At 71.4% G+C, this 25,914-nt stretch carries 25 protein-coding genes; 13 read left to right on the forward strand and 12 right to left on the reverse strand.

Annotated features, from left to right (window positions below; translation table 11 throughout):
* Positions 1–26 precede the first annotated feature (26 nt).
* The 3 genes from K6U06_RS18690 to K6U06_RS18700 form a co-directional block, all read right to left on the reverse strand.
* On the reverse strand, positions 27–1,085 hold the full coding sequence (locus tag K6U06_RS18690) for a sensor domain-containing diguanylate cyclase (RefSeq protein WP_262323481.1): 1,059 nt from the start codon (positions 1,083–1,085) through the stop codon (positions 27–29).
* A gap of 24 nt (positions 1,086–1,109) precedes the next feature.
* A complete protein-coding gene (locus K6U06_RS18695; protein WP_262323482.1) occupies positions 1,110–1,655 on the reverse strand; it encodes an ATP-binding protein in 546 nt (181 codons plus the stop codon).
* An 87-nt stretch (positions 1,656–1,742) separates the two neighbouring features.
* Positions 1,743–2,525 carry a hypothetical protein gene (locus K6U06_RS18700; protein WP_262323483.1) on the reverse strand — a complete coding sequence of 261 codons (783 nt, stop codon included), beginning with the start codon at positions 2,523–2,525 and terminating at the stop codon, positions 1,743–1,745.
* 349 nt (positions 2,526–2,874) lie between these two features.
* Here K6U06_RS18700 and K6U06_RS18705 point away from each other — a divergent pair, with 349 nt between their 5' ends.
* The 3 genes from K6U06_RS18705 (at position 2,875) to K6U06_RS18715 (ending at position 5,449) form a co-directional block, all read left to right on the forward strand.
* A complete protein-coding gene (locus K6U06_RS18705) occupies positions 2,875–3,147 on the forward strand; it encodes a hypothetical protein (protein WP_262323484.1) in 273 nt (90 codons plus the stop codon).
* 180 nt (positions 3,148–3,327) lie between these two features.
* Entirely contained in the window at positions 3,328–4,005 is a 678-nt protein-coding gene (locus K6U06_RS18710; RefSeq protein WP_262323485.1) for a response regulator transcription factor, read from the forward strand.
* Positions 3,998–5,449, forward strand: coding sequence for an ATP-binding protein (locus K6U06_RS18715; protein ID WP_262323486.1), 1,452 nt, complete (start codon positions 3,998–4,000; stop codon positions 5,447–5,449). The genes K6U06_RS18710 and K6U06_RS18715 overlap by 8 nt, the downstream gene beginning before the upstream one ends.
* Positions 5,450–5,507: 58 nt before the next feature.
* Here the strand turns inward: K6U06_RS18715 and K6U06_RS18720 are convergent, their stop codons facing one another.
* Both K6U06_RS18720 and K6U06_RS18725 read right to left on the reverse strand, forming a co-directional pair.
* Positions 5,508–5,924, reverse strand: a complete 417-nt coding sequence (locus K6U06_RS18720) for a type II toxin-antitoxin system VapC family toxin (RefSeq protein WP_262323487.1) — start codon at positions 5,922–5,924, stop codon at positions 5,508–5,510.
* Positions 5,902–6,132 carry a FitA-like ribbon-helix-helix domain-containing protein gene (locus tag K6U06_RS18725; protein WP_262323488.1) on the reverse strand — a complete coding sequence of 77 codons (231 nt, stop codon included), beginning with the start codon at positions 6,130–6,132 and terminating at the stop codon, positions 5,902–5,904. Before K6U06_RS18725 ends, K6U06_RS18720 begins: the two co-directional genes overlap by 23 nt.
* A gap of 618 nt (positions 6,133–6,750) precedes the next feature.
* Here K6U06_RS18725 and K6U06_RS18730 point away from each other — a divergent pair.
* Together K6U06_RS18730 and K6U06_RS18735 are read left to right on the forward strand one after the other, a co-directional pair.
* Positions 6,751–7,092, forward strand: a complete 342-nt coding sequence (locus tag K6U06_RS18730) for a hypothetical protein (protein WP_262323489.1) — start codon at positions 6,751–6,753, stop codon at positions 7,090–7,092.
* Positions 7,092–7,598, forward strand: a complete 507-nt coding sequence (locus K6U06_RS18735) for a hypothetical protein (RefSeq protein ID WP_262323490.1) — start codon at positions 7,092–7,094, stop codon at positions 7,596–7,598. Before K6U06_RS18730 ends, K6U06_RS18735 begins: the two co-directional genes overlap by 1 nt.
* 19 nt (positions 7,599–7,617) lie before the next feature.
* On the opposite strand, the gene K6U06_RS18740 is transcribed toward K6U06_RS18735, so the two are convergent.
* Positions 7,618–9,255, reverse strand: coding sequence for an AMP-binding protein (locus K6U06_RS18740; RefSeq protein WP_262323491.1), 1,638 nt, complete (start codon positions 9,253–9,255; stop codon positions 7,618–7,620).
* A 10-nt stretch (positions 9,256–9,265) separates the two neighbouring features.
* Positions 9,266–10,477, reverse strand: a complete 1,212-nt coding sequence (locus tag K6U06_RS18745; RefSeq protein ID WP_262323492.1) for an acyl-CoA dehydrogenase family protein — start codon at positions 10,475–10,477, stop codon at positions 9,266–9,268.
* A gap of 166 nt (positions 10,478–10,643) precedes the next feature.
* On the opposite strand from K6U06_RS18745, the gene K6U06_RS18750 reads away from it, so the two are divergent.
* A complete protein-coding gene (locus K6U06_RS18750) occupies positions 10,644–11,300 on the forward strand; it encodes a TetR/AcrR family transcriptional regulator (RefSeq protein WP_262323493.1) in 657 nt (218 codons plus the stop codon).
* On the opposite strand, the gene K6U06_RS18755 is transcribed toward K6U06_RS18750, so the two are convergent.
* Together K6U06_RS18755 and K6U06_RS18760 are read right to left on the reverse strand one after the other, a co-directional pair.
* Complete coding sequence (locus tag K6U06_RS18755; protein WP_262323494.1) at positions 11,285–12,046, reverse strand: SDR family NAD(P)-dependent oxidoreductase; 762 nt, start codon at positions 12,044–12,046, stop codon at positions 11,285–11,287. The genes K6U06_RS18750 and K6U06_RS18755 overlap by 16 nt on opposite strands.
* A complete protein-coding gene (locus K6U06_RS18760; protein ID WP_262323495.1) occupies positions 12,043–12,822 on the reverse strand; it encodes an SDR family NAD(P)-dependent oxidoreductase in 780 nt (259 codons plus the stop codon). The genes K6U06_RS18755 and K6U06_RS18760 overlap by 4 nt, the downstream gene beginning before the upstream one ends.
* A gap of 96 nt (positions 12,823–12,918) precedes the next feature.
* Here K6U06_RS18760 and K6U06_RS18765 point away from each other — a divergent pair, with 96 nt between their 5' ends.
* Positions 12,919–14,856 (forward strand): pyruvate dehydrogenase complex E1 component subunit beta, encoded by a 1,938-nt coding sequence (locus K6U06_RS18765; RefSeq protein ID WP_410051095.1) that lies wholly within the window; start codon positions 12,919–12,921, stop codon positions 14,854–14,856.
* A gap of 38 nt (positions 14,857–14,894) precedes the next feature.
* Here the strand turns inward: K6U06_RS18765 and K6U06_RS18770 are convergent, their stop codons facing one another.
* On the reverse strand, positions 14,895–16,043 hold the full coding sequence (locus K6U06_RS18770; RefSeq protein WP_262323497.1) for an acyl-CoA dehydrogenase family protein: 1,149 nt from the start codon (positions 16,041–16,043) through the stop codon (positions 14,895–14,897).
* A gap of 141 nt (positions 16,044–16,184) precedes the next feature.
* Here K6U06_RS18770 and K6U06_RS18775 point away from each other — a divergent pair, with 141 nt between their 5' ends.
* From K6U06_RS18775 to K6U06_RS18790, 4 genes are all read left to right on the forward strand, one after another.
* On the forward strand, positions 16,185–17,717 hold the full coding sequence (locus K6U06_RS18775) for an ATP-binding cassette domain-containing protein (RefSeq protein WP_262323498.1): 1,533 nt from the start codon (positions 16,185–16,187) through the stop codon (positions 17,715–17,717).
* Positions 17,714–18,961 carry an ABC transporter permease gene (locus K6U06_RS18780; protein ID WP_262323499.1) on the forward strand — a complete coding sequence of 416 codons (1,248 nt, stop codon included), beginning with the start codon at positions 17,714–17,716 and terminating at the stop codon, positions 18,959–18,961. The genes K6U06_RS18775 and K6U06_RS18780 overlap by 4 nt, the downstream gene beginning before the upstream one ends.
* A gap of 120 nt (positions 18,962–19,081) precedes the next feature.
* Entirely contained in the window at positions 19,082–20,284 is a 1,203-nt protein-coding gene (locus tag K6U06_RS18785; RefSeq protein WP_262323500.1) for a substrate-binding domain-containing protein, read from the forward strand.
* Positions 20,281–22,446 (forward strand): acetate--CoA ligase family protein, encoded by a 2,166-nt coding sequence (locus K6U06_RS18790; RefSeq protein ID WP_262323501.1) that lies wholly within the window; start codon positions 20,281–20,283, stop codon positions 22,444–22,446. Before K6U06_RS18785 ends, K6U06_RS18790 begins: the two co-directional genes overlap by 4 nt.
* Positions 22,447–22,751: 305 nt before the next feature.
* On the opposite strand, the gene K6U06_RS18795 is transcribed toward K6U06_RS18790, so the two are convergent.
* Entirely contained in the window at positions 22,752–23,714 is a 963-nt protein-coding gene (locus tag K6U06_RS18795; RefSeq protein WP_262323502.1) for an Ig-like domain repeat protein, read from the reverse strand.
* 268 nt (positions 23,715–23,982) lie between these two features.
* On the opposite strand from K6U06_RS18795, the gene K6U06_RS18800 reads away from it, so the two are divergent.
* Both K6U06_RS18800 and K6U06_RS18805 read left to right on the forward strand, forming a co-directional pair.
* Positions 23,983–24,567, forward strand: a complete 585-nt coding sequence (locus K6U06_RS18800; protein WP_262323503.1) for a hypothetical protein — start codon at positions 23,983–23,985, stop codon at positions 24,565–24,567.
* A 21-nt stretch (positions 24,568–24,588) separates the two neighbouring features.
* The gene (locus K6U06_RS18805; RefSeq protein WP_262323504.1) at positions 24,589–25,332 is read left to right on the forward strand and encodes a hypothetical protein; all 744 of its coding nucleotides are present in this window, start codon (positions 24,589–24,591) and stop codon (positions 25,330–25,332) included.
* 218 nt (positions 25,333–25,550) lie between these two features.
* Here K6U06_RS18805 and K6U06_RS18810 read toward each other — a convergent pair.
* Positions 25,551–25,914: hypothetical protein (locus K6U06_RS18810; RefSeq protein ID WP_262323505.1), on the reverse strand; the 364-nt coding region annotated here is incomplete at its 5' end.

The following is a 25,914-nucleotide window of genomic DNA, read 5'->3' on the forward strand; positions in this document are numbered from 1 at the left end:
GGAGGCCGGGCGGCGCCGGGCGGGTCTCAGCCGATGCGCTTGGCTGTCGACGCGGCCACCACCACCGACAGGCGGCCGGTTCGCAGCTTGCGGGTCCGCTTGGCCCGGTACATGGCTATGTCCGCTTGGTGGTACAGGTCGAGGAAGTCCCTCGGCCCGGGCGGGCACACCACGCAACCGGCGGAGATACCGATGTCCCACCGTTCCAACGGGAGCGCCTCCTCCACCCGGCCGAGGAGCGCCGACGCGGCGTCCGCGGAAGCGGCCTGCTCGATCCAGATGCCGAACTCGTCGCCGCCCAAGCGGCCCACCGCGTCATGGGCGCGGGTGTTGTCGCGCAGCACGCTCACCAGTTCGCTGAGAGCCTGGTCTCCCACCAGGTGGCCGTCGCGGTCGTTGAGGGACTTGAAGTTGTCCAGGTCGACGACCACCAAGACGCCTTGGCGTCGCGATCTCTCCACGATCGCGACGAACGGCTTCCGGCGCAGAGATCCGGTCAGGTCGTCGAGGGTGGCCCGGGTCACCGAATCAGCCAGCGACGAAGCCAGCCTGGCCCGTTCGCTCTCCCACGCGGCGCGCAGAGCCTCGTCGTAGGAGTCGACCGTCCCGCACACGTCGTAGAGCCAGCGCCGCCGAAACGCGCCGATCTCAGGCAGTTCCACGTCTGGGCGGCGCTCGACGTGGTGGTAGGCGGGGAACACCAGGTTGTAAGAAGACAGGTACGCCGATGGGGTCACCCCGGCGCGGATGTGGGCGTGACCGACATGGGCCGACGCCGACATCGCCGGTTCTTCCCGCGGGTCTCCGACCAGGTTCCGTACGTGGTCGAGCAGCAGGCGGCGGTGCTCCCCCGCCGACATGTGCTCCTCGAGCAGGGCCCGGCAGGCCCGGTGCTCGGCGAGGAACGCGTCGAACGACTTCGCGAAGCGCTCCCCGAGCACGTCGAGTCCTTTGGCGTGACCCGCCAGCTCCGCTTGATCCTCGCTCGACCAGGCGGGCCGGCCGCCGAGGTCATCGGCTTCCGCTGGATCGGCTTCCGCTGGATCTGCTCCGGCGCCGGAGTCGCCGTCGTCGCCGGATCTCACCAAGTCCCTATCGACAGGTGAGCATCAGAGTTGACCCTCGTCCGCGAGCGGGTCAGCGTGAGGGTGGTCGGAGTCCCAGGCGCCGGGGATGGCCAGCGCGAAGCGCCCGGACTGGAGCCGGACCCGGTCGATGCTGTCGCCGTGGCACTGGCAGGAGGTGCGGTAGCCCCAGTCCTGCGCCTCCAGCCGGAACCAGATCTGCTTGCCGTCGCCGATCGCCGCGGCGCCCCACTCGTCGGCCAGGTGGTCGACGAGGGGCAACCCCCGGCCGCCCTCGCGCACCAGCAGCGGGTCGGGGTCGGCGGGCAGGTCGAAGGCGTGCCCGACCTCCGCGACGGGCAGGCGCTGGTCGTCGTCGCCGACGCCGATCTCCACGCTGCCGTCCGCGACCGCCACGATCAGCGACGGCGGGGTCCCGGCGTGGAGGACGACGTTGGTGACCAGCTCGCTGGTGAGCAGCGTCGCCACGTCGCTCAGCTCCGGCAGCTCCCAGCGCTCCAGCTGGCGGGCGACGAACACCCGCGCCTCGCGTGGCGCTTCGCGGGAAGCCGCGAAGCGTGCGCTCGCCAACCTGCACATGGTTATACGGACGCCCTTTCCAGCGGTCTCGGGGCCCTATACCCCCTCGGGGCGCTGATCATGCACGCGACTTGGTCGCTACTGGCCGGCGGCGGTGACCGTGACCGCCCCCGCCGCCGTCGACGAACCCGCCGAACCGGCCGCGCCCGCCGCGGTCCAGCGCCCCGAGGACGGCGTCCACTGCTGGCCCGCGAACGCGATCCGCTCCAGGTGGTAGGCCGCGGCGTGGGCTTCGGCCCAGGTGGCCGCCCGCCACCCGGTCGCGGCCGGCACCGCCACCGCGAGCACCGGCCGACCGAACTCCTGGACGGCCGCCGCGCTGAGCGCGCCGGCAGCCGGCGGCGCCCCCCGGTAGGCGGCGAAGCGGCAGGTCAGCCCGGCGGGGATCTCGCCGGTCAGGGCGATGGCCACCGCCCGGGCTTCTGGGGCCCACGCCGCGTAGGCGTCGGGCGCGGCGCTGTGTTGCACCGCCTGGGCGGCCTCGGTGACCGCCATGGTCTGCCATCCCGGGACCCGGGCCAACGCCTGGTAGAAGGCGGTGGTGGCGTAGACCGGGTCGAGCAGCTGCGCCTTGGTCCCCCACCCCTGCGACGGGCGCTGCTGGAACAGGCCGACCGAGTCGGCGTCGCCGTAGGGGAGGTTGCGCAGGCCGCTTTCTTGCAAGGAGGTGGCCACCGCGACGGTCACCGCGTGGTCCGGCAGGCCCTGCCCGTAAGCGACCGCCGCTTCGATCGCCGCGTTCTGGGCCTGGGTGACGCTCAGCTTGAACGTCTGCCCGCTGTCGGTCACGCTGCAGCCGGCCGCCGCGCCCGCCCCGCCCGGCCACAGCGCCCGGACCGACAACACCGCCGCGACGGCCACGACGGCAGCGGCCGCCGCGGCGACGCGGCGCCGTGCGACCCCCGGCCGCGGCGGACGGGGGGCGGCGCGGCGGTCTCGCGGGGACGGCCGGGACGGGGTGGTGGCGGTGGTCGTGGCCGATCATCCTCGCGCCCGGCGCCCGGCGGGCGGGGTCACCGCCGGGCCCGGCGACGAGCCGATGCCGGCCAGGTCGGGGGCAGTTGGCGGAGGTCCACTGTCGCAGTGTCGCCCCGGAAGCTGAAGCTGTCCTAAAGCGACCGGCCTCAGCGGCGCTTCAGCGCGCCCGGAGCACGGTGGGACCGTCGCCAGCCACCCCGGCGGGCGGCATCCTCGAACCAAGGAGCAGTTGATGATCCTCAAGCAGAAGATCCTGGTCGGCGTCACCGCCCTGGCCGGCATGGGCATCGGGTCGCTGGGTGTGGGCGTCGCCCACGCCCAGACCCCGCCGCCGCCCGCACCGGCCGCGCGCGGCGTGCTCGCCCCGGCGTCGAGCGCGCCGGAGGCAGCCGCCGGCGTCGAGTCCGACGGGCCCGGCGGCCACCAGGACCCCAACGGCGTCGACGTGCAATACGGCAGCCAGAGCGGTCCCGACACCGGGGGCTCCGCGAACTCCGGGAGCTGACCGGGCCACACCCTCGCCTTCGCGCCGGCGGGCCGCGCCGACATTGCCGGAGCGGCCCGCCGGAGCGACCCGCTCCGGGCGCCGCCCAAAGCGGCGACAGCCCCCCACGGCCACCTGCGGCCACCTGCGGCCGTCGGCGGTCTTCAGCGGCCCTTCAGCAACGGCGTAGATGATGGCCGGGTGAGGCTGCTGGTGGTCGAAGACGAGAAGCGCCTGGCCGCGGCGTTGAAAAGGGGCCTGGAGCAGGAGGGCTTCGCGGTGGACGTCGCCCTCGACGGCACCCACGGCGACTGGATGGCTTCGGAGAACAGCTACGACGCCATCCTCCTCGACATCATGCTGCCCGGCGTGAACGGCTACCAGCTGTGCGCCCGGCTGCGCGAGCGCGGCGACTGGGCGCCGATCTTGATGCTCACCGCCAAAGACGGCGAGTACGACGAGGCCGAAGCGCTCGACACCGGCGCGGACGACTACCTGTCCAAACCGTTCTCCTTCGTGGTCCTCGTCGCTCGGCTGCGGGCCCTGCTGCGCCGCGGGGCGGCGGCGCGCCCGGTGGTCCTGCGCTGCGGGGAGTTGACCCTCGACCCGGCCACCCGCCGCTGCGCCCGGGGCGGCACGCCCATCGAGCTGACCGCCCGCGAGTTCGCGGTCCTCGAGTACCTGATGCGACGAGCCGGGCAGGTGGTGACCAAGACCGAGATCATCGACCACGTGTGGGACTTCGGTTTCGACGGCGACGCCAACGTGGTGGAGGTCCACCTGAGCGCCCTGCGCCGCAAGGTCGACAAGCCTTTCGGCGCCGCCAGCATCGAGACGCTGCGCGGGTCGGGCTACCGGATGGCCGCCCCCGGTGGGTAGCCGGGCGTGGCGGCGCGTCGCGTCGTCGATGCGGGTGCGTACCACCGTGGCGGCCACGCTGATCGTGGCGGTGGCCCTGTCGGCCGGCGCCGCGGTGTTGGTGTCGCGGTTCCGCCAGTCGCTGGACAACAACCGGCGCAACGCGGCGGTCGCCCGCGCCGCGGACATCGCCAGCCTGGCGTCGTCGGGCCGGCTGCCGGCGGTGCTCGGGCTGCCCAACGAGGACGCCACCTACGCGCAGGTCGTCGACGCCGCCGGCGGCGTCGTCGCGGCGTCGGCCAACATCGCCGGCGAAGCGCCGCTCGGCGCGCCGGCGGGTCCCCGCTCGGCGACGGTGGTCACCAAGCTGGCCCGCAGCCCGGTCACCGAGTCCGACAGCTCGATGCTGGTGAGCCTCCCCACCGGGTCCGGGCGCCAGCGGCTGACGGTGTTCACCGGTTACTCGCTGGCGGGGAGCGACTTCGCGGTGCGAGACATCGAGCTGGCCCTGTTCATCGGTCTGCCGCTCCTGGTGCTGCTCGTGGGCGGCACCGCGTGGGTGATCGTCGGGCGGGCGTTGCGGCCCATCGACGCGATCCGGGCGGAGGCGTCCCAGATCACCACCGACGACCTGCACCGCCGGCTGCCCGAACCTCCGAGCGGCGATGAGATCACCCGCCTGGCCCGGACCATGAACGACATGCTCGACCGCCTCGAGCAGTCCATCGAGCGCGAGAAGCGCTTCGTGGCCGACGTCTCCCACGAGCTGCGCAGCCCGCTCGCGTCGCTGCGCACGCAGCTGGAGGTCGGCGCGGCCGGCGGGGAGCGCACCGACTGGCGGTCCGTCGCGGCCGACGCCCTGGCCGAAGAAGCCCGGATGGAGCGCCTGGTCAAAGACCTGCTGCTGCTGGCCCGCCTCGACCAGCAGCGCCCCGCCCAGCCGCCGCAGGGTTCACTGGCGGAGGCGATGACCGTAGACCTCGGCGAAATCGTGACCGCGGACCAGGCCGGGCGGGCGGCGCTGGCGGGAGTGGAGGTGACCGCCCGAGTCGAGGGCCAAGTACCGGTGGTGTTGGCGCCGGAGCTGGCCCGGCGGGTGGTGGCCAACCTGGTCGACAACGCGCAGCGTCACGCCGCCAACCAGGTCACCGTGTCGGTCGGCGCGGCCGGCGGCTGGGGCGAGATGGTGATCGAAGACGACGGGCCTGGCGTGCCGCCCGGCGAACGCAGCCGGGTGTTCGAGCGCTTCACCCGCCTCGACGCGGCCCGCGCCGAACACGACGGCGGGGCCGGCCTCGGGCTGGCCATCGTCAGAGACATCGTCGTGCGCCACGGCGGGCGGGTCGACTTCACCGACGCCGATCGAGGCGCCCGCGTCGTCGTCGCTCTCCCCCTGGCCCCGCCGTCGCCACCCGACCAACCAGCGGCGGCCCGGTCGTCTCCCAAAGCGCTGGCCGACACCTGAGCGGCGCCGTCGGGCGCCGACCGCGAAGGGCGACAGGCTGGTGACGACTCCTGCTCCTCTACTCCTCGGGGGGACTGGTCAAAAGGTCGACCGGGCACCGCAGGCCGGCAGCGGCGGCCAGGCGGGTGTCGGCGGTGACCAGAGTCGCCTCGAGCTGCTCCGCCAAGGCCACGTACGAGGCGTCGTAGATGCTGAGGTTGTCCCGGAGGGCCCAGCAGCGCCCTAGCAGGCCACGGTGGGGAACCCGGCGGACCGGCAGGTCGACCAGGTCGGAGACCGCCAGCTCTGCTCGTCGTAGCGGTAGGCGGCCGGCGAGGACCAGGCGCCGGAACACGGAGCAGACCTCCAGGTCGACGATCTCTGGAGCAGCCAGGCGCCCGCCGCGCAAGCGCTCCCTGGCCCGGTCGCCGTCGGCCCCGTCGTCGGCGAGGGCAGAGGAGAGCACGCTGGCGTCAACGACGATCACGGTCTCCACGCAGTACGGCCGACGCTTCGGAGAAAGGGACCGAGCCGCCGGCCCGCCCGCCAGCTCGATCCAGAACCTCCTCCACCGTCGGAGTGGCGGCCTCCTCGATCAGCCTTTGCAGCAGGTACTCCTGCAACGACTGATTGGCCGCGGCCGCCCGGCGCCGCAGCACCGCGTGAGTCTCGGCCGGGACGCCCTTCACCTGCACACTAGGCATGGCGCCAATCTAGCGCCATCGGCGCCAGATCGGCGTGTGCGACGGGTAGAAACGGGCCGATCGCCGGATGAAGTCACTGCCACCATTGGCCGGTGGGTGGCACGCTATTTCAATGGATGCCACGGTGGCGCTCGGTCAGCAGGGCCGGCTTGCGACTAGTGCTCGCACGCCAGGGGGACGCGGTTGGGGAGTTGCGAGGATTGGCTTCCGCGGTCCCCGAGGAACGCTCGCTCGTCGACGAGTTGCTAGCTGAGCGCCGGCTGGCCGCGGCGACCCAGTGACGGTCTTCGACGCCTCGGCGCTCCTGGCCCTCATCCACGACGAACCTGGAGCCGACTTGGTCGCCTCCGAGCTCGCTACGGGCTCGCTCCGGACCGCCAACCTCGCCGCTCTCGCTCGGTGACCGCTGCTGCTGGGCCCTTGCCGTGCGCAGCACGCCAGCCGCGGTCGGGACCGCCGACCGGGCATGGGCCAGTCTCGGGCTGCCCGTGCGAGTCCGATTGATCCGATAGAGGACCCCGGGCTGAGGACAGCCAGCCACTCGTCGACCGGCGCGCCGGGGGTGAGGCGAGATGTCGAGCCGGTGAACGCCGGGTGGCCATGGGGTACATCAGCGATATGAGCACTCCCCTGTTCCTCGCCTCTCGAGCGTTGCTCGGCGGCCTCCTCGTGGTCGTCTTCGCTCTCATCGGGGAGGTCGTCAAACCGAAGCGCTTCGCTGGCCTGTTCGGGGCTGCGCCGTCGGTGGCGTTGGCCAACCTGGCGCTGGTCGTGGCCGTCGAGGGCACCGCCAAGGCAGCCGTCGAGAGCCGGGCGATGATCGCCGGGGCGCTCGCCTTGGTCGTGGCCTGCTCGGTGGGCGTCGTCGCCGTCCGGCGGTGGCACGCCCTGAAAGGGACGGGGGTGATGGCCACCGCCTGGCTCGCGGTCGCCGCGGTCGCCCGGGTCGTGGCGTACTGATGAGCGCCGACCCGTTGTTCGGTTTGGACCTGGGCGAGCTTCGCTCCGTGCGGGCGAAGGATCTCCTCGTCCGGTTCGGGTTCGGCGCCGCCATCTCGGTGATCGCCGGGCTGAGCGGCAACCTCTTCGGGGCGGTCGTCGGGGGCCTCCTGCTCGCCTTCCCGGCGATCCTCCCCGCGACGCTCACCCTGCTCGAGCACGACGACAGCAACGCCGCCGCGGTCCACGACGTCGGCGGGGCCGTGCTCGGCGGCGTCGGTCTCACCGCCTTCGCGGTCGTCGCCGCGACGACCTTCGAGACGGTGCCGGCGTGGGCCGTCCTGGCGCTCGCCCTGGCCGGGTGGGCTGCGGTGTCGCTGGTCCTCTACGTGCTGCGCTCCACCGGGCGCCTACCGCTGCCGGACCCGATCCGAGGGCCGCGGCCCGGCGCCCAGAAAGCCGTCGTCGGCGGGGGCCGCCCGCTCCCTACCCGAGCGGCCGCCGATCCGAGGGCTCCTCACGGGTGACCTCGGCCGCGCCGGTTCGCTAGCCGGTCCCCGAGCTGAGGTGTCCGACGGCGTAGGCCCGCACGCCGGCGTAGTCCACCTTGCCGCTCGGGGACCGGCCGATCGACTCGGTGAGGACGATCTGGCGGGGCAGCTTGTAGTCGGCGAGGCGGCCGCGCCCCCAGTCGGTGAGGCCGCGGCGGTCCAGCTCGACGCCGGGGACCGCCTCCACCACCGCGGTCACCACCTCGCCGAAGCGGTCGTGGGGGGTGCCGACCACCACTGCGTCTCGGACCGCGGGATGCAGCTTGAGGACCTCCTCCACCTCCTCCGCGAACACCTTCTCGCCGCCGGTGTTGATGCACACCGAGCCGCGGCCGAGCAGCCGGACGGCCCCTCCGGGGTCGACGGTCGCGAAGTCGCCGGGGATGACCCAGCGTTGCCCGTCGATGGTCACGAACGTCGAGGCCGACTTGGCCTCGTCCTTGTAGTAGCCGACCGGGCCGCGGCCGCGCATCGCCAGCCTTCCGACGGCGCCGCTGCCGGCCTCCACCTCCCGGCCGTCGTCGCCGAGGATCTTGGTGTCGGGCCCGAGCGCGAACCCGGCGGTGGCGGTCGCCTGGCCGGCCCGGGCGGTGGAGCGGGCCATGCCCACCGCCTCCGACGACCCCAGGTTGTCGGCCAGCACCAGGCGGGGGTTGTGGCGCAGCAGGCCTTCTTTGACCTCCCGGGACCAGATGACCCCCGAGCTCATGACCAGCCACAGCGAGGAGATGTCCCACAGGTCCGGTTCGGCGTCGAGGGCGGCCAGGATCGGCTTGGCGAAGGCGTCACCAACGATAGACAGCTCGCTCACCTTTTCCGCCTCGATCAGCTCCAGCAGCTCTGCCGGGTCGAAGTGGCGCGACGCCGGCATGACCACCGTGCCGCCGCCGGCCAGGACCTGCATGGCGGTGAACAGCCCGGTGCCGTGCATCAGCGGCGGTCCGGGCAGCAGGCGTGAGGGGGCGTGACGCGACGGGGCGGCCAGCTTGGCCTTCACGCCTTCGACGCCGCCGTCGGGGGCGAAGCGCACCGGCGCCGCCGCGTTGAGGACGTGGAACAGGTCGTCCTGGCGCCACATGACGCCTTTGGGCATGCCGGTCGTGCCGCCGGTGTACACGAAGATCATGTCGTCGCCGCTCCACGCCGGGGATGGGACGTGGCGGTCCGAGCCGGCCGCCTGCTCGTAGGGGATCGCCCACTCCGGGCACGGTCGGCTCCCCGGGCCGTCCGGGTCGTCGTCGACCCACACCCAGCACCGCACCTTGGCCGCCCGCTGCCGGACCCGCTCGACTCGCTCCGCGAACCCGGCGTGGAAGATCACCGCCTCGACGTCGGCGTTGTCCCACAGGTAAACCAGTTCGTCGTCGGTGTAGCGGTAGTTGGTGTTGACCGGGACCAGCGACGCCTTGAAGCACGCGTAGACCGACTCGAGGTACTCGGGGCTGTTGTAGAGGTACTGGGCCACCTTCGCCTGGCGACCCAACCCCGACTCGACGAGCGCGGCGCCGAGCCCGTCGCTGCGCCGGTCCAAGGCAGCCCAGGTCCGGCGCCGCCGGCCCTGCACCAGCGCCTCCCGTTCCGGGAACGTCTCCGCTACCGCGTTCCACACCTGCGCGTAGTTCCAGTCAGTCATCTCGGGGTGGTCACCTGGCCGTTCTCGGGTTGGTCGCCTTCAGGACTTGGCGGAACGGAACCCCCCGGTCGGTCGCCGGTTCCCTGGGCAGACCGAGGAGCCGTTCGCCGATGATGTTGTGCTGGATCTCGTCGGTCCCCCCGCCGATGGAGGTGAAGTAGGCGTTGAGCGCCAGGAAGTTCGCGCTCGACGCCCTGGCCGACGCCGGTCCGTCCAGGGTGGCCTCGGCGCCGAGGAGCCGGCTTTGCAGCCGGGCCCGTTGGTGCAAGAACCGGGACATCGCCAGTTTGGCCAGCAGCGGCAGGGGCGTCTCCCGTCCCCGGCCGGACGCGTCGCGGGCCCGCTGCGCGTTCCACTGCAAGACCTTTTGCAGCGTCGCGACGCGGGCCAGTTCCTGGCGGAGCAGCGGGTCCCGGTGAGCTCCGAGCTCCACCGCCAGCGCCAGGATGTCCAGGTCTTCGCCGGGCCGTACCGTGGCCTGCCCCGCCGAGCCGGCGTCGCCGGCCGGGCGCCTGGAGCGTCCGGCCATGTGGGCCCGCTCGTAGGAGAGCGCGGTCTGCAGGACCGCCCACCCGCCGCCGAGCTGGCCGAGGAGGTGGCCGGACGGCACCCGGGCGTGGTCGATGAACACCTCGTTGAAGTGCGACTCCCCGGTGATCTGGCGCAGCGGCCGGACCTCGACGCCGGGCTGGCGCATCGGCAGGAGGAAGAAGCTGATGCCTTCGTGCTTGGGTACGTCCCAATCGGTCCGGGCCAGCAAGAACCCGTACTCGGCTCGGTGCGCGTTCGAGGTCCACACCTTCTGGCCGGTCACCGACCATCCGTCGCCGTCGGCGTCGGCTCTGGTCTGAAGCCCGGCGAGGTCCGACCCGGCGCCTGGTTCGCTGTAGAGCAGGCACATGTGCACGCCTCCGGCCAGGACCCGCCGCAGCAGCGCGTCGCGCAGCTCGGCGGGGGCGTGGCGGCGGAGGGTCCCGGCCCACAGGTTGGTCAGGTCCTGCCCGGCTCCGGGGGCGCCCGCCCGGGCGAACTCCTCCTCGATCACGTCGGCCAGCTCTGACGCCAGTCCCAGCCCGAACATCTCGACGGGCCAGCGGGGCACCGCGTAGCCGGCCGCGACGACCGACTCGAGGAACTCGAAGCGGTCGGCGCCGGGGTGCCAGTTCTGCTCCAGCCACGCCCGGACCGTCGCCCGCAGACCGTCCGGGGTGGGCTCAGCCACGGGGTGCGCTCCTGTGGGCGGGGCGGGCCGCGAGCTGCTCGATGCCGGCGCTGGGCGCCGCTTTCGCGGTCGTCGCCGGTCCCGGCGACACCGCCGCGTGCGGTGTAGCGTCGCCGTGACGAGGCGACCGGCGCCGGGTGGAATGGGCCTGTAGGAGACGAGGTTGGTGGAGTCGGCCGGAGGCGAGGACGGACCTCGGCGGAGCAAGAAGTGGGAGGTCCGCCGCCAGGCGATCATCGACGCGTCCGCCACGCTGTTCGCTCGCCGCGGTTACCACGCCACCGGCACCAACGATCTGTGCGCCGCCAACCAGCTCGGCAAAGGCGCGCTGTACCACTACATCGGCTCCAAGGAGGAGCTCCTCGCGGCCATCCACGACCGGGTGATGGACGAGGTCATGGCCGGCGCCGACCGGGCCGCCGCCGGCGGCGGGTCCCCGACCGAGCAGCTCGCTGCTCTCGGCGACGAGCTGCTCGAGGTGATCACCCGCTACCCCGATCATGTGTGGGTGTTCCTCCATGAGTTCCCGGCGTTGACCGGCGAGCGGGCCGAGCGGTTCCGTCTCCGCCGCCGGATGTACGAGGAGCGGGTGGAGGCGGTGCTCAAAGCCGGCGTGGACGCCGGGGAGTTCCGTGCGGTGGACCCGTGGCTGACGACCATGGCCTGGCTCGGCATGCACAACTACACCTACCTGTGGCTGAAGCCCGACGGTCCCCTCCAGGCCCGCGACGTGGCTCGCAGCTTCACCGACATCTTCATCTCGGGGATGACCGCCAAGTGCGCCCCTCCCCCGCGTCGCAAGCCGGCTCATCGCGCCGAGTAGCCGCCGTCTACCACGATCGCCGAGCCGGTGGTCCAGCGCGACGCCCGGCCGGCCAGGTAGGAGTAGGCGCCGACCAGGTCGTCGGCGTCGCCCAGCCCCAGAGGGTGCTTGGCGGCGATCGCGTCCAGCGCGTCTTCGGGCAGACCGTGGTGGATGGACGACAGGAACGTCCCGGGGCACACACAGTTGACCCTGATGCCGTCTCGGGCGTACTCCAGCCCGGCGACCTTGGTGAGGTGGATGACCGCGGCCTTCGTCGCGCAGTAGGGGGCGGAGTGGGACCAGGCGGTGAGACCGGCGACCGACGCGGTGAGGATGACCGAACCGGACTTCTGGGGTCGCATCACGCCGACCGCGGCGCGGATCGCGTTGACCGCGCCGAGGACGTTGACCTGGAACGCCCGTTGCCAGTCGTCGGTGCTCAGGTTGTGGATCCGGCCGTTCGGGTTGAGGACACCGGCGTTGCTGATCATCACGTCCAGGCGCCCGAAGCGTTCCACGGCCCGATCGGCCACGGCCTGGACCTGGGCGGCGTCGCTGACGTCGGCGGTGAGGTCCTCCACGCGGGCGCCCGGCGCCGTCGCGTCCGGCGCCCGCAGCGCGTCGAGGGTCTCCTGCAGCGACGACCGGCTGATGTCGCTCAACACCAAGTCGGTGTCCGCCTCCCCCGCCAGCTGGCGGGACAGGGCCGAGCCGAGCGCTCCGCCGGCCCCGGTGATGGCTATGACTCTTCTCGGCTGTTTCATACCAGCAGGTATCCTCCGTCGACGCTGAGAACGGCTCCGGTGACAAACGCCGAGGCGTCCGAAGCCAGGAACTGGTAGGCGCCGGCCAGGTCGGTCGGCGCCCCCCATCGTTGCTGGGCGGTGTGGCCGAGGACGCTGGCCGACAGGCCCGGGTCGTTCTTCCACATCTCGGCCAGCGGCGAGTCGAACCATCCGGGGGCGACCACGTTGACGGTGACACCCGACGCCGCCAGGTCGAGGGCCAGGCTCTTGGCCATCCCCACCAGGCCGGCCTTCGACGCGCTGTACGCGCTGAGGCCTTTGCGGGGCCGCTCGCCGAGCACCGAGCCGGTGAAGATCAGCCGGCCGCCGCCTCGCATCACCCGGGCCGCGGCCCGGGCTCCGAGGAACGCCCCGGTGAGGTTCACGTCGATCACGTGGCGCCACACGGTGGGATCGGTGTGCACCGGGCCGGCGACGATCGGGGACACCCCGGCGTTGCAGATCCACACGTCGACCCCTCCCCACGCCGAGACCGTGGCGTCGGCGACCGCTTCGTTGAAGTCGGCGTCGGTCACGTCGCCGCTCAGCGACAGGGTCGGCCCGGGGAGGCCGCCGGCCGCCGAGGTGACGTCCTCAGCGCTCCTGGCCACCAGCGCGACCAGCGCCCCGGCGTCGGAGAAGGCGTGCGCCAGCAGCCGGCCGAGGCCCCGGCTGGCGCCGGTGATCACGACCCGCTTGCCTTCGACGTCTCCCGCCGCCGGGAAGGAGTGAGGAACCTCGATCTCTTCAGCCATCGCCTTTCCCATTCTTGTACCGATCAGTACAATACATGGTTCGTGACGACCGCGCCGCCTGCCCCCACCGAGTTCTCCACCACCGACCTCGTCGAGATGTACCGCCGGATGCTGGTGATCCGGGGTTTCGAGACCCGGGTGTCGACCCTCTACCGCGACGGCGAGGTCCCCGGCTTCGTGCACCTCTCGATCGGCCAGGAGGCCTCCGCGGTGGCCGCCTGCTGGCATCTGGGGCCCGACGACGCGATCACCTCCACCCATCGGGGCCACGGGCACTGCCTGGCCAAGGGCCTCGACCCGCTCGGGATGTTCGCGGAGCTGATGGGCAAGGCGGAGGGCACCAACCGGGGGCGGGGCGGCTCGATGCACATCGCCGATCCCCGCCTCGGGATCTTCGGGGCCAACGGGATAGTCGCCGCCGGTCTGCCCATCGCAGTGGGGGCCGCCACCGCCGGGCAGCTGCGCCGAGACGGCAGCGTGGTGGTGGCGTTCTTCGGGGACGGGGCGGTGGCCCAAGGGGCGTTCCACGAGGCGGTGAACCTGGCCGCGGTGTGGCGCCTGCCGGTGGTGTTCTTCTGCGAGAACAACGGCTACGCGGAGTTCTCCCCGGCGTCCGCGCAGCACGCCGCCCCCCTGGAGCGGCGCGCCGCGGGCTACGGGGTCGAGCACGTGGCGGTGGACGGCAACGACGTGGCGGCCGCCGCGTCGAGGATGCAGCAGGTGCTGGAGGCGGTGCGCGCCGGGCGGGGTCCGGTCATCGTGGAGGCTGCCACCTACCGCTGGCACGGCCACTACGAGGGGGACCCGCAGCGCTACCGCACCCCCGAGGAGGTCCGCAGCTGGGAGGAGCGCGACCCCCTGGTGGTCCACGCGGCCCGGCTGCGCGCCGCTGGGGTCAGCGCCGAGGATCTCTCCTCGATGCAGCGGGCGGTCGACCAACAACTCGACGGCGCGGTGGAAGCGGCCCGCCGGCTGCCCCTCCCCGATCTCTCCACCGTCGGCGACTTCGTCTTGCGGCCCCGGCCCGCGCACCCCGAGCCGGTCCCGCCGAGCGCTGACGCCCCGGTGTTTCGGACCATGGACGCCATCCGCCTGGCCGTCGAGGCGGAGCTGGCGTCTGACGAGAGGGTCTTCGTCGCCGGCATCGACGTCGCGGCGGGAGGCAACGTGTTCGGTCTCCTGCGCGGCCTCCACGACCGTTTCGGGGAGCGGGTCAGAGACACCCCGATCTCGGAGACCGCCATCATGGGCCTCGGCGTCGGGGCGGCGATGGCCGGGATGCGGCCGGTGGTGGAGCTCATGTACCTGGACTTCGTCGGGGTCTGCCTCGACCAGCTGCTCAACCAGGCAGCCAAGATGCCGTTCATGACCGGCGGCGCGGCGCAGATGGGGTTGACGGTGCGCACCCAGTTCGGCGCCGGGCGCTCCTCGGGCAGCCAGCACTCGCAGAGCCTGGAGGCGCTCCTGGCTCACATCCCGGGGTTGACCGTGGTGATGCCCTCCACCCCGGCCGACACCTACGGTTTGCTGCGCGCCGCCATCCAGGACCCCAACCCGGTGGTGTTCATAGAGAACCGGTTGCTCTACGGCGCCAAGGGCCCCCAACCGCCGGCGGAGCACCTGGTCCCCATCGGCCGCTCCGCGGTGGTCCGCCCGGGGCGCGACGTCACCGTGGTGTCGGTGTCGCGGATGGTCCACGAGGCCCTGGCCGCGGCGGACGCGCTCGACGGCGAGGGGATCTCGGCGGAGGTGATCGACCTGCGGACCGTCGCCCCCCTCGACATGGGCCCGATCCTCGAGTCGGTGCAGCGGACCGGGCGGCTGCTGATCGCCCACGAGGCGGTGGTGCCCTTCGGCATCGGCGCGGAGATCGCCGCCACCGTGGCCCGGGAGGCGTTCTGGGATCTCGACGCGCCGGTCCAGAGGGTCGGGGCGGCGGCCAGCCCGGCCCCGTACTCCCCGGGGTTGGAGCAGGCCTGGCTGCCCGGGCGCGAGGAGATCACCGCCGCCGTCCGCCGGCTGGCCGCCACCTGAGGGCGCAGGCCGCCGGCGTCAGCCGCTGGCGGCCGGGGTCAGCAGCCGAGCGACCTGGCGATCACCAGGTGCTGGATCTCGTTGGTGCCCTCGCCGATCTCCAAGATCTTGGCGTCGCAGTGGAAGCGGGCCACCGGGCTGTCGAGCATGTAGCCGACCCCGCCGTGGATCTGCACCGCTTCGGACGCCGCCCACACCGCCAGGCGGCTGGCCTTGAGCTTGGCCATCGACGCCTCCTTGAGGAACGGCTCCCCGCAGTCGCGCAAATACGCCGCCCGGTAGGTCAGCCACCGAGCCGCCTCCAGCTCGGTGGCCATGTCGGCCAGCTTGAACTGCACCGCCTGGAACCGGGAGATCGGCTGACCGAACTGCGTCCGGGTGGCCGCGTAGGCGCTGGCCATGTCGAGGACCGCCTGGGTCAAGCTGAGCGACAGCGCGGCGATGGAGATCCGGCCGACCTCCAGCGTCTTGAGGAACTGCCCGAGCCCCATCGCCGGGTCGCCGAGGAGGTGTTCGTCGGGCACCCACACGTCGTCGAAGTACAGCTCGCGGGTGTCGAGACCCCGCCAGCCGATGCCGCGCATCTTCGGGCCCATGGTGAAGCCGGGGGTGTCCCTCTCGACCACGAAGCTGGCGTAGGCGGCCCGCTCCGCGGCGGCGGAGGTGGTCCGGGCCAAAAGCGTCACCCCGAAGGACATGTCGGTGCCGGCGTTGGAGATGAAGGTCTTGCGCCCGTTGATCAGCCATCCGCCGTCGCGCCGCTCGGCTCGGGTCTTGATGCCCCGGGCGTCGGAGCCGGCGTCGGGCTCGGTCAGGCCGAACGCGCCGAGCGCCCGGCCCTCGGCCAGCGGCCGAAGCCAGCGGTCCTTTTGCGCGTCGGTGCCGTAGAGCATCAACGGCAGCGACCCGATGGTGGAGTGGGCCTGCCACGCGGCGGCCACCGACTGGTCGGCCAGCCCGATCTGCTCCATGGCCGCGACGAACCCGACGGTGGACATGCCGACCCCGCCCCACGCCTCGGGTACGAGCAGGCCGAGCAGGCCGAGGCTCCCCATCTCCCGCAGGAGGTCGGTCGGGCAGCGGGCCTCCTCCCACGCCGCGGGCGCCCGCAGCGCGATCTCCTTTTGCGCGAAGTCTCGGCACAAGGCGGCCAGGTCGCGTTCGGGTTCGGTGAGTGACAGGTCCACCCCGCCATCATATTGGACCGACTGGTACACAACTCAAGCGGAGGCAGCCAGCCCGGGGTGCGCCCCCGCTTCGGCGCCGCGCGCCGGCAACTTTGGCTTGACATCGCCGTAACCCGCTTGTTACCTATGTGCATGGCACGAGTGGACCGATCGGTACACAAACGGGGGCGGGCCACATCCCCTCAGATTCCGCCCGAGGAACACCGCCTGGCGGGCTCCGCCGGCGCGCCGCTACCGGAGGCCCGCCCGATCGACATCGTGTCGCTGCACAAGCGGTTCGGGTCGGTGAGCGTGCTGCGGGGCATCGACTTGCAGCTGCGGGCCGGGGAGGTCGTCGGGTTGATGGGCCCCAACGGGGCAGGCAAGTCCACCCTCTTGAAGACGCTGAGCGGCCTGTACTCGCCCGACGGCGGCCAGATCCTGCTCGGAGGCGAACCGGTCCGATCGCTCGGGGACCGCCCCGAGGTCGCGTTCATCCACCAGGACCTGGGGCTGATCGACGAGATGAGCATCACCGACAACCTGCGCCTGGCGCAGCGCCCGTCCTACCGGGTGTGGCCGCTGCTCGACCACCAAAGCGAGGACCGACTGGCCCGGCGGGCGCTGCAGTTCGTGGGGTTGGCGCTGCGTCCCTCCACCAAGGTCGGTGAGCTGTCACCGGCGGAGAAGACGCTGGTGGCCATCGCCCGGGCGTTCGCCCGGGGCGCCTCCACCCTTTTCGTGGACGAGGCCACCTCGACGCTGGCCACCTCGTCGGCTCGCCGGGTCATCGAGGTCCTCCGGTCGCTGGCCCGAGCCGGGGCCATCGTCGTGCTCATCACCCACAAGCTCTCGGAGATCCTCGAGGCGGCCGACCGGGTCGTGGTGCTCCTCGACGGGCAGATCGTCACCGACGACCCCGCCGCCGGCCTCGACCGGGAGGCGCTGGTCGCCAAGATGCGCTCGGTGGACTCCCGCCACGCGCCGCGAGACGACGGCGCCGGTGACGGGCCGGGCGCCGAGCTGGTCCGCTTCGAGCAGGTCCGCAGCCAAAGGTGCGGGCCGGTGACCCTGACGGTACGCGCCGGGGAGGCGGTCGGGCTGACCGGGACGCCCGGCTCCGGGCTGCACGACATCGGGCTGATGGCGGCCGGTCTGGTGGCGCCCGTGGCCGGCAAGGTGCACCGGGCGCCCGGCGTCCGCTGCGGGCTGGTACCCCCCCACCGCGAGACCCAGGGCGGCTTCAACGACCTTCAGGTCCGCGAGAACATGAGCATCTCCGCCCTCCCGCAGTGGCGCAACCGGATCGGTCTGCTCGACGGGCGCCGCGAGTCGCGCCACGTGGCGGGGATCGCCGCCCGCCTTTCGGTCACCCCCCGCTCCCCGTCGGCGCCGTTTTGGGTGCTGTCGGGCGGCAACAAGCAGAAGGCCATCTTCGGGCGGCTCCTGCTCCAACAGCCCGACGTGTTCGTGCTGTGCGAACCGACCCGCGGCGTCGACGTGGCCACCCGGGCCGAGATCTACTCCTTGATCACCCAGCTGCGCCGCGACGGGCGCGGCGTGCTGGTCCTCAGCTCCGACGCCGAGGACCTGCTCGCGGTGTGCGACCGGATCGCCACGGTCGGCTCGGGCCCAGTCGAGGAACCCGAACCGGTCGGGGCGCTAAGCACCGGGCAGCTGGAGGGGATCCTGTGAGCAGCGGACCGCTCACCGCGGGGCGCCGGGACCGGCCCGCGGACCAAGCCTCGAGCGGCGAGGACGGCGGCGCGGTCCGCCGCGGCGGGGCGATCACCGCGCTGCGGGGCCGCGTCCTGCAAGAAGCCCTCACCGTCGTGGCGTTCATGGTCATATTCGCGGTGTACGGCGGGTGGCTGGGCGGCAAGTTCTTCAACGTCAAGGCGCTGATCCTCGACGTGCACAACACGGTGCCGTCGCTCCTGCTGGCCCTGGCGGTGGTGGTCACCCTGATCGCCGGCCAGTTCGACCTTTCGGTGACCGGCGTGGCGACGTGTGCCACGTTCTTGTCGGTCGGCCTGACGATCAAGCAGGGGTGGCCGGAGGCCGCCGCGGTGGTGCTCGTCCTCGTCGGCGGGGTCGCCGCCGGGCTCCTCAACGCGCTGCTGGTCGTCGGTTTGAGGGTCAACACCTTCATCGCCACCCTCGGCACCAACGGCCTGTTCCTCGGTATCTCGGCGGTGTACTCCGGCGGCGGGCAGGTGTCGGTGCCCCTCGGAGGCCGTCAGCTGCCCGGCTGGTTCTCGACGATCGGCGCGTTCACCGGAAAGTGCTGGCCGTGGCTGACCTGGACGGTGATCGCCGTCGCGGTGGTGCTCGGCCTGCGCGGCGCGCTGGCCCGGCGCCCGGCCCGGCTGACCCCGCCGGTGTGGGCCGGCCTGTGCGGGGTTGCGGTGGTGGCGGCGGCCGCGGTGGCCGAGCTGGTCCTGCGCCTGAGCGAGGTGGTCGACAACCTGTCGTGGGCGGTCGCGCTGCTGCTGGCGGTGGCGTGCGTGTTGTGGCTGGTCGTCGGGCACACCGTGTTCGGCCGCAACCTGCGCGCCACGGGAGCCAACTCGACGGCCGCGTGGCTGACCGGGGTGCGCACCGCCCGGGTTACCACCGCCGCTTTCGTGATCGGCGGGGCGGTGTCGGCCGTCGCCGGGATCGTCCTCGGCTCCGCGCTCGGCTCGGCGACCCCCGACGCCGCCGGGTCGTTCCTCCTGCCGGCGTTCGCCGCCGCGTTCTTGTCCACCGTGCTGTTCTCGAGCGGCCGGTTCCACGTGTGGGGGACGGTGATCGGCGGGGTGTTCTTGGTGTGGGTGGGCCAAGGCCTGATCAGCGGCGGGGTCAACTTCACCTGGATGGACGTGATCAACGGGCTGGTGCTGATCAGCGCGGTGGCCATATCCACGACCTTCTCCCGCAAGGGAAGGCCGACCTAACCGCCGGCGGCCGTCTCGGCCCGGCACCAACAAATCACCCTGGGGGGTCCACGTGGCCGAGCGCCGCTCGACGTCCCGCCAGAGAGCAACGACCACAAAGACAACCAGAGGGAGACAACCATGGGACAGCATCCACTGAACGGCACGCGCCGCCGCAGCCGCCGAGCGCTCGCCGCCAGCACCTTTCTCGCCGTCGGGCTGATCGCGTCGGCCTGCGGCAGCTCGAGCGCCTCGAAGGGCTCCGCCGCGGCAGGGAGCACCGCCGCCGGCTCGACGTCGGCGGGCGCCGCCGCGGCTCCGGCGTCGGCGCAGCTGAGCGCGGCGGAGTCGGTGGTCAAGACCGCCACCGACGTCCACCACGGCACCTTCCCGATGCCCTCCACGCCGGTCAAGCCCGGACAGTGGAAGGTGTTTTTGATCTCCCCCAACCAGGCCGACCCCTACAGCGGCTTCGCCATCAACAACTTCGAGGACGCGGCCAAGGTGATGGGCTGGCAGCTGTCGCCGGTCCACGACGCGGCCGGGTCGGCGGCCACCGCGGCCGGGTTCATCGAGCAGGCCATCCAGCAGGGTTACAACGCGCTGTTCTACCCGTCGATGCAGGTGCAGGCGTTGAGCACGCCGATCAAAAACGCGCTGGCCGCCCACCTGGTCATCGCCTGCCCGGACTGCCTGGCCTACCCCGAATACGGACCGAATTTCATCACCCCTGACGTCGACCAGGCCGCCGCCGGGCGAGCGCTGGGCGCCTACGCCATGACCCGCTCGGGGGGGTCGGGCACCTTCCTGGCCTACCCCGACCCCCAGTACAGCTTCATCGAAGCCCGCTACCAGGCCTTCCTGCAGTACCTGCAGCAGAACTGCTCGGCGTGCAAGGTCAAGACCAGCGAGTACACCACCGCCTACCTGACCCAGCAGGGACCGCCGATTTGGACCTCCGCCCTGTCGGCCAACCCGTCGGGGACGGTCAAAGCAGCGGTGGCCCCCTTCCCCTTCGCCGCCCAGCAGATGGTCCAGACCGAGCACAACGAGGGCCGCTCGGACATCCCCCTGATGGACTTCGGGGCCGCTGAGGGACCGACCCAGCAGCTGATGGCCAGCGGCACGGTCCCCTACGTGGCCACGATCACCGTGCCGGAGGTGTACGAAGACTGGGTGTCCGCGGACCTCATCGCCAGGGCGCTCGGCGGCCAGCCCCTCTACTCGGTGACCAACCTGCCGAGCGTGCTCACCACCCCAGACAACGTCAAGTCGATGCTCGACGGGTCGAGCAGCCCGAGCTTCGACTTCAAGGCTCAGCTGCAGAAGTCGTGGGGGAAGTGACCCCCCCTCGCGCCGAGCAGCTCCCGGCCGACCTCGACGCCGGGCGGGTCGGCCCGGGGACGGACCTGGCACCGCTGCTGTCGCCGCGGTCCATCGCGGTGATCGGCGCCTCGGACAACCCGGCCAAGCTGTCGGGGCGGCCCGTCGCGTACTTGAAGCAGTTCGGCTACCGAGGCCGCGTCCTGCCGGTCAATCCGACCCGGCCGGTGGTGCAGGGCCTCCCGTCCTTCCCTGACCTCGACGCCGTGGAAGGCGACATCGACGTGGCGCTGCTGGTGGTTCCGGCTACCGGCACCGTCGACGCGGTCCGGGCCTGCGCCCGGCGAGGCGTCCGCTTCGCCATCGTGACCGCCGCCGGCTTCTCAGAGACCGGCCCGCAAGGCGCGGCCCTCGAGGCGGAACTGGCAGACGCCGTGCGAGGTTCGATCACCCGGATCGTGGGGCCGAACTGCCTGGGCATGATCGGTCTGCAAGACAACGCCACCGCCACCTTCAGCGCGGTCCTCGAAGAAGGCGGCCGGCTCCTGCCCGGACCGGTCGCGTTCGTCAGCCAAAGCGGCGCGTTCGGGTCGTTCATCTTCGGGGAGGCCCAGGCCGCGTCGGTGCGGATGTCGCACTACATCAACACCGGCAACGAAGCCGACCTCTCCGTCGCCGACATCGTCGACGGGCTGATCGACAGCGACCAGACCGCGGTGGTGCTCGCCTACCTCGAAGGCGTGTCCCGCGGACCGCGGATGCTGGAGGTGGCCCGCCGGGCTCACCGCCTGGACAAGCCGATCATCGTGGTGAAAAGCGGCAGCTCCGAGGCCGGGGCCCGGGCCGCGGCCTCCCACACCGCTTCGCTGGCCGGCGACGACCGGGTGTTCGACGAGCTGATGCGAGAGACCGGCGTCGTGCGAGTCGGCGGCCAGGAGCCGCTGCTCGACGCCGCTCAGATGTTCGACACCCTGCGCCGGGCCAGGGGACGGCGTTTGACCATCCTCTCCGAGTCGGGGGGCGCCGGGGTGCTCGCCGCCGACATGGCCAGCGCGGTCGGGCTCGAGGTCCGCCCCTGGTCGCCGGAGTGGCAGCGAAAGCTGGCGGCGGTGCTCCCCGGCTTCGCGTCCCCCCGCAACCCGGTGGACCTGACCGCGGCGCTCATCACCCAGGGCGGCTTGATGAGATCGGCGCTGGAGGTCGCCATCGACCACCCCGATACCGACCTGATCATGGTGCTGGTCGGCAACGCCGACCGCTTCGCCGACCCGGTCATCTCCGCCATCAGCGACCTTCACGACCGCACCGATCTTCCCGTCGCGGTGGTGTGGACGGGCGGCTCGGGAAAACCCCGGCTGCGGCTGCGGGAGCTGGGCATACCCTGTTTCACCGACCCCGGCCGCGCCGCGGCCGCCCTAGGGAAGCTCGCCGACTACAGCCTCCGCCGGCCGCTGCCGTCACCGCGGCGTCCTGCGGGCATCGACGTGGACGCGGCCCGCGCCGTCATCGCCGCGGCGCGAAGCCAGAACCGCACCGCGCTGGACGAGGAACAGTCCATGGCCCTGGTGCAGGCGTACGGCATACCCACCGTGGCGTCACGGGTGGCCTCCACGCCGAGCGAAGCCCGCCACCACGCGGCGGGCATCGGCGGCCCGGTGGCGCTCAAGGTGCTGAGCGACCGGATCCCGCACAAGAGCGACCTCGGCGGGGTACGGCTGGGTCTGACCGATCCCGACACCATCGAGAGGGCCGCCGCCGAGTTGCTGGCGGTCGGCGCCGCGCACGGTGACACCTCGCCGCGGGTGGTGGTGCAGCAGATGGAGACGGAAGGGTGTGAGCTCGTCGTCGGAGCGAAGATCGACCCGTCGTTCGGGCCGGTGGTAGTCGCGGGCGTGGGCGGGATCTTCGTCGAGGTCCTAAACGACATTCGAGTCGCCGCGGCGCCGACCGACATCGCCAACAGCGAGCACCTCCTGCGCGCCTTGAAGGCCTCGGTGCTGCTCGACGGCGTCCGCGGCCGCCCCGCCGTCGACGTAGCAGCGGCGGCCGCGGTGGTCGAACGGATGTCTTGGCTCATCGCCGACCTCGGCGAGGACGTGATGGACGTGGAGATCAACCCGCTGATGGCCCGACCCGCCGGCCAGGGCGCCGTCGCCCTCGACGCGTTGACGCTGCTGCGCTGAGGGCGGCGCCAGTCGCGACAGCCCTGGCCGGGTCGTCACGGGAAGCCACCGAGGAGCTTCGCAAGGCACCGGCCACCGGCAGCATGTGGTGGACCGTTCCGAAATCTCTCTCATCTGTCATTTCCGACGAGGACGCCCGGCCAAGAGGTCGACCACCACGCCACATGACCAGGGGCCGACCCGGGCGCTGCTGATCTGTACGGCTCACCGCGCGGACCAGCTCGCCGGCTGAGAGAGAGCTCGGCGAGCTGGTCATTGCGATCCCTGGATAGGGGTGCGGTCCGATCGGCGTTGGCGGCCCGGTCTCAGCTGGTCGCGACGCCGACCACGGGCTGGTTGAGGTGCATCCCGCCGGTCGACCCAGCAAAGCGGGCATCCCCGAACGTGAACACCCCACCGTCGGAAGCCACCAAGTAGTAGCCGCCACCATCGGGAGTAGCCGCGATCCCCACCACCGGCCGGTTCAAATGCCGGCCACCCACCGAACCGAGATAGGGAGCGTCGAAGCCGAACACCCCGCCGTCGGCCGCCACCAGCCAGTAGCCGCCCGTCGCCGGGTCGACGGCCATGCCGACCACCGGCTGGTTGAGGTGGATCCCGCCGGTCGACCCAGCAAAGCGGGCATCCCCGAACGTGAACACCCCACCGTCGGAAGCCACCAAGTAGTAGCCGCCACCATCGGGAGTAGCCGCGATCCCCACCACCGGCCGATTCAAATGCCGGCCACCCACCGAACCGAGATAGGGAGCGTCGAAGCCGAACACCCCGCCGTCGGCCGCCACCAGCCAGTAGCCGCCCGTCGCCGGGTCGACGGCCATGCCGACCACCGGCTGGTTGAGGTGCATCCCGCCGGTCGACCCAGCAAAGCGGGCATCCCCGAACGTGAACACCCCACCGTCGGAAGCCACCAAGTAGTAGCCGCCACCATCGGGAGTAGCCGCGATCCCCACCACCGGCCGATTCAAATGCCGGCCACCCACCGAACCGAGATAGGGAGCGTCGAAGCCGAACACCCCACCGTCGGCCGCCACCAGGTCGTAACCGACGGCGGGGCTGACCTTCTCGGTGACGGTCTTGCTGGTGGACGCGGCGTAGTTGGTGTCCCCCGAGTACTGGGCTTGCAGGGAGTGAGAGCCCAAGGTCAGGCCGCTGACGGTGACTTGGGCGTGGCCGGCGATGACACCAACCGCGGCGCCGAGCGGTTTACCGTCGGCCTCGAACTGCACTGTGCCTCCAGGCGTGCCGCCCGCGGGCGACGCCGGTGACACGGTAGCCGTCTCCCGGTTCGGCGACAAGGCTCCGACGCACGTTTGCGAGATCAGGGTCGTCGCCGGAACGGACCCCCTGCTTCTCGAACCCGCCCGCGATCGAGCAGCCGGCGCCTTCGGCCTAATCCGGCAGCAGAACCTCTTCGGCTTCCCAGCCAAGATCTACCTCGACCAAGTCACCTAAGGCCTCAACGGAACCTGGACCTGGCGCGACGGTGACACGACTGCCCGGGCCGGCTGGTGGAGACACGAGCCGAGTCCCATACCGATGGACCTCAGCCATCCCAACCTGGAGGAACGGAGAGCGCAGCTCGCTGACCTCTCTGACCTCTACGAGGCGCTTCCCCCGGCGCTGCGCCTGTGCGTCGACACCTGCGTCGACTGGCTCGACGTCGCGGCGCTGAGCGGCCGATGGCGGATCATCATTCCCGCCATCTTCAGTGCCATGGAGGCGCTTCTCGTGCCCGGAACCTCGGGCTCAAGGCCGATTGTGACCATCCGCAGCGTCGCCGTCCACGTCGCTCTGGACCAAGGTTTCTTCGATCCGAACGAGATCCTGCTGGCCTATGACCTTCGCAATGACCTGATCCACGGGGCCCCCACGAGCGACGTCATCGCCACGGAAGCGCTCGAGTTCGCAGAGGACAGGCGGTACTGGGCGTTCCGCGTGCTCCGGGACTACCTCAAGCTCGCCAAGGCGATTCAGGCAACGACCGTCAAGGATCTCGTCACCAAGCTCGACGGCGACGCCTGCCTCAAGGTGTGCGAGTGGCTTGACGACCACGGCGGTGCGCGGGTGGTTGCCGAGCACCGGAAGGTCGTGCCTGCGGCCGTCGCGACGCCTCAGGAGTAGACCCGTTGGTACCGTGCGGATGTGGTTAAGCCGCTCGATCCCGGCGAATTGCAGATGGCCCGATGGCTGGAGGAGCGTGGTTACAGCTTTGAGTTCGAGCCTTCGGATTGGGGAGTGAGTACCTGCCCCGACTTCCGGGTCACGGTCGACGGACAGGTCGTGGCCATCGAGGTCGAGTCGATCGAAAGCACCGGAGGGTTCAAGAGCCATCCGGCAGGAGTGGCCTTCAGCCGGAGCATGGACAAGGCACTCCGCCCAGTCCGCGCCAAGATCAAGTACGGCGCCCGGCAACTGAAGCCGCTCGCTGATCGGGACATGCCCCTCATCGTGGCTGTGGCCAATCCGTACCACCGTCCCGTCCCCTTTTCCGCCGACATGATGATCGCCGCTATGTACGGCGATCCGTCTTACAGCTTTGACAGTGACGGGAGTGCGAGGAATACGCTCGATCGGAACGGCAAGCTGACCAACGACCATCCTTACGTCAGCGCCGTCATCCTCTTACGTCAGGCTCCCGGAGTGAGGAAGGCGGCAAGCGAGTGGTTCGACGCGAACCGTCACCGGTTCTCGACATCCGAGGACTTCGCTGCGGAGGTGCGAAAGCTGACCGAAGCCGGATACTGCGGCGACGAGCAAGCTGTCGCTATCGACCTGATCGAGACCATCAGCGACGGGCCCCGGGTACCACCAAGGTTCGCTAGCGGACCTCAGGACACCCACTGGGTCCCCCTCGCTGATAAGTCCGGCATCACCAAGGTGCCCTGACTGGCCGGCTTCTCGGGGCTAGCCACCCGGCCGGACGATACGTCAGCCTCTGAGGGCGATCCGGTCGCTCGCCTACGGCCGTCATCAAGACGAGCCGATCGACGGTGATGCGCTCGCCGTATCGGCCCAGCCGTCTGCATGGTGCCCCAGAACGTGCGCCCATATCCACGGTTTGCCTCCGCCCCGGAACGCCGGCTCGCGGATCCATGCGGGCATGCTCAAATCGTCACGACGGTGATGTGTCGGTCGCCCGCAACGGCACGAGCATCACCGGGATCGCTGGTCAGAACGGTGATCCCGTCGGCATCGCTCGATCGAATAACGGCACCGAGATGAGAGTCGGCTACCGACGCCTGCGTACCTTCTCGGATCGACGCTGCGGTATTTGCTTGAGCCGCGTCGAGGACCACGTCCGCAATCCTCAGGCGGTTGGCGAAGGCCCACGAAACTGCTGTGCGGTCCCAACCAGCCTCGACCCGAACCGTGGTCGGAACTTGAATGTTGACCGGAACAGCGCGGCGCTTTCTCTGGGTGACGACTTGGACGTGGCTGAGCACTCTCCGGTGCTTCGGGTGCTCGACG

It is taken from the genome of Acidiferrimicrobium sp. IK, assembly GCF_025499425.1.
GTDB lineage: Bacteria > Actinomycetota > Acidimicrobiia > Acidimicrobiales > Palsa-688 > Acidiferrimicrobium.

Excerpts from the sequence above, each read along its gene's own strand:
- K6U06_RS18705 (WP_262323484.1), top strand. The coding sequence starts at position 2,875 with ATGATCCTCAAGCAGAAGATCCTGGTCGGCGTCACCGCCCTGGCCGGC.
- K6U06_RS18725 (WP_262323488.1), bottom strand. The coding sequence starts at position 6,132 with ATGCCTAGTGTGCAGGTGAAGGGCGTCCCGGCCGAGACTCACGCGGTG.
- K6U06_RS18730 (WP_262323489.1), top strand. The coding sequence starts at position 6,751 with ATGAGCACTCCCCTGTTCCTCGCCTCTCGAGCGTTGCTCGGCGGCCTC.
- K6U06_RS18735 (WP_262323490.1), top strand. The coding sequence starts at position 7,092 with ATGAGCGCCGACCCGTTGTTCGGTTTGGACCTGGGCGAGCTTCGCTCC.
- K6U06_RS18740 (WP_262323491.1), bottom strand. The coding sequence starts at position 9,255 with ATGACTGACTGGAACTACGCGCAGGTGTGGAACGCGGTAGCGGAGACG.
- K6U06_RS18755 (WP_262323494.1), bottom strand. The coding sequence starts at position 12,046 with ATGAAACAGCCGAGAAGAGTCATAGCCATCACCGGGGCCGGCGGAGCG.
- K6U06_RS18760 (WP_262323495.1), bottom strand. The coding sequence starts at position 12,822 with ATGGCTGAAGAGATCGAGGTTCCTCACTCCTTCCCGGCGGCGGGAGAC.
- K6U06_RS18765 (WP_410051095.1), top strand. The coding sequence starts at position 12,919 with ATGTACCGCCGGATGCTGGTGATCCGGGGTTTCGAGACCCGGGTGTCG.
- K6U06_RS18785 (WP_262323500.1), top strand. The coding sequence starts at position 19,082 with ATGGGACAGCATCCACTGAACGGCACGCGCCGCCGCAGCCGCCGAGCG.
- K6U06_RS18800 (WP_262323503.1), top strand. The coding sequence starts at position 23,983 with ATGGACCTCAGCCATCCCAACCTGGAGGAACGGAGAGCGCAGCTCGCT.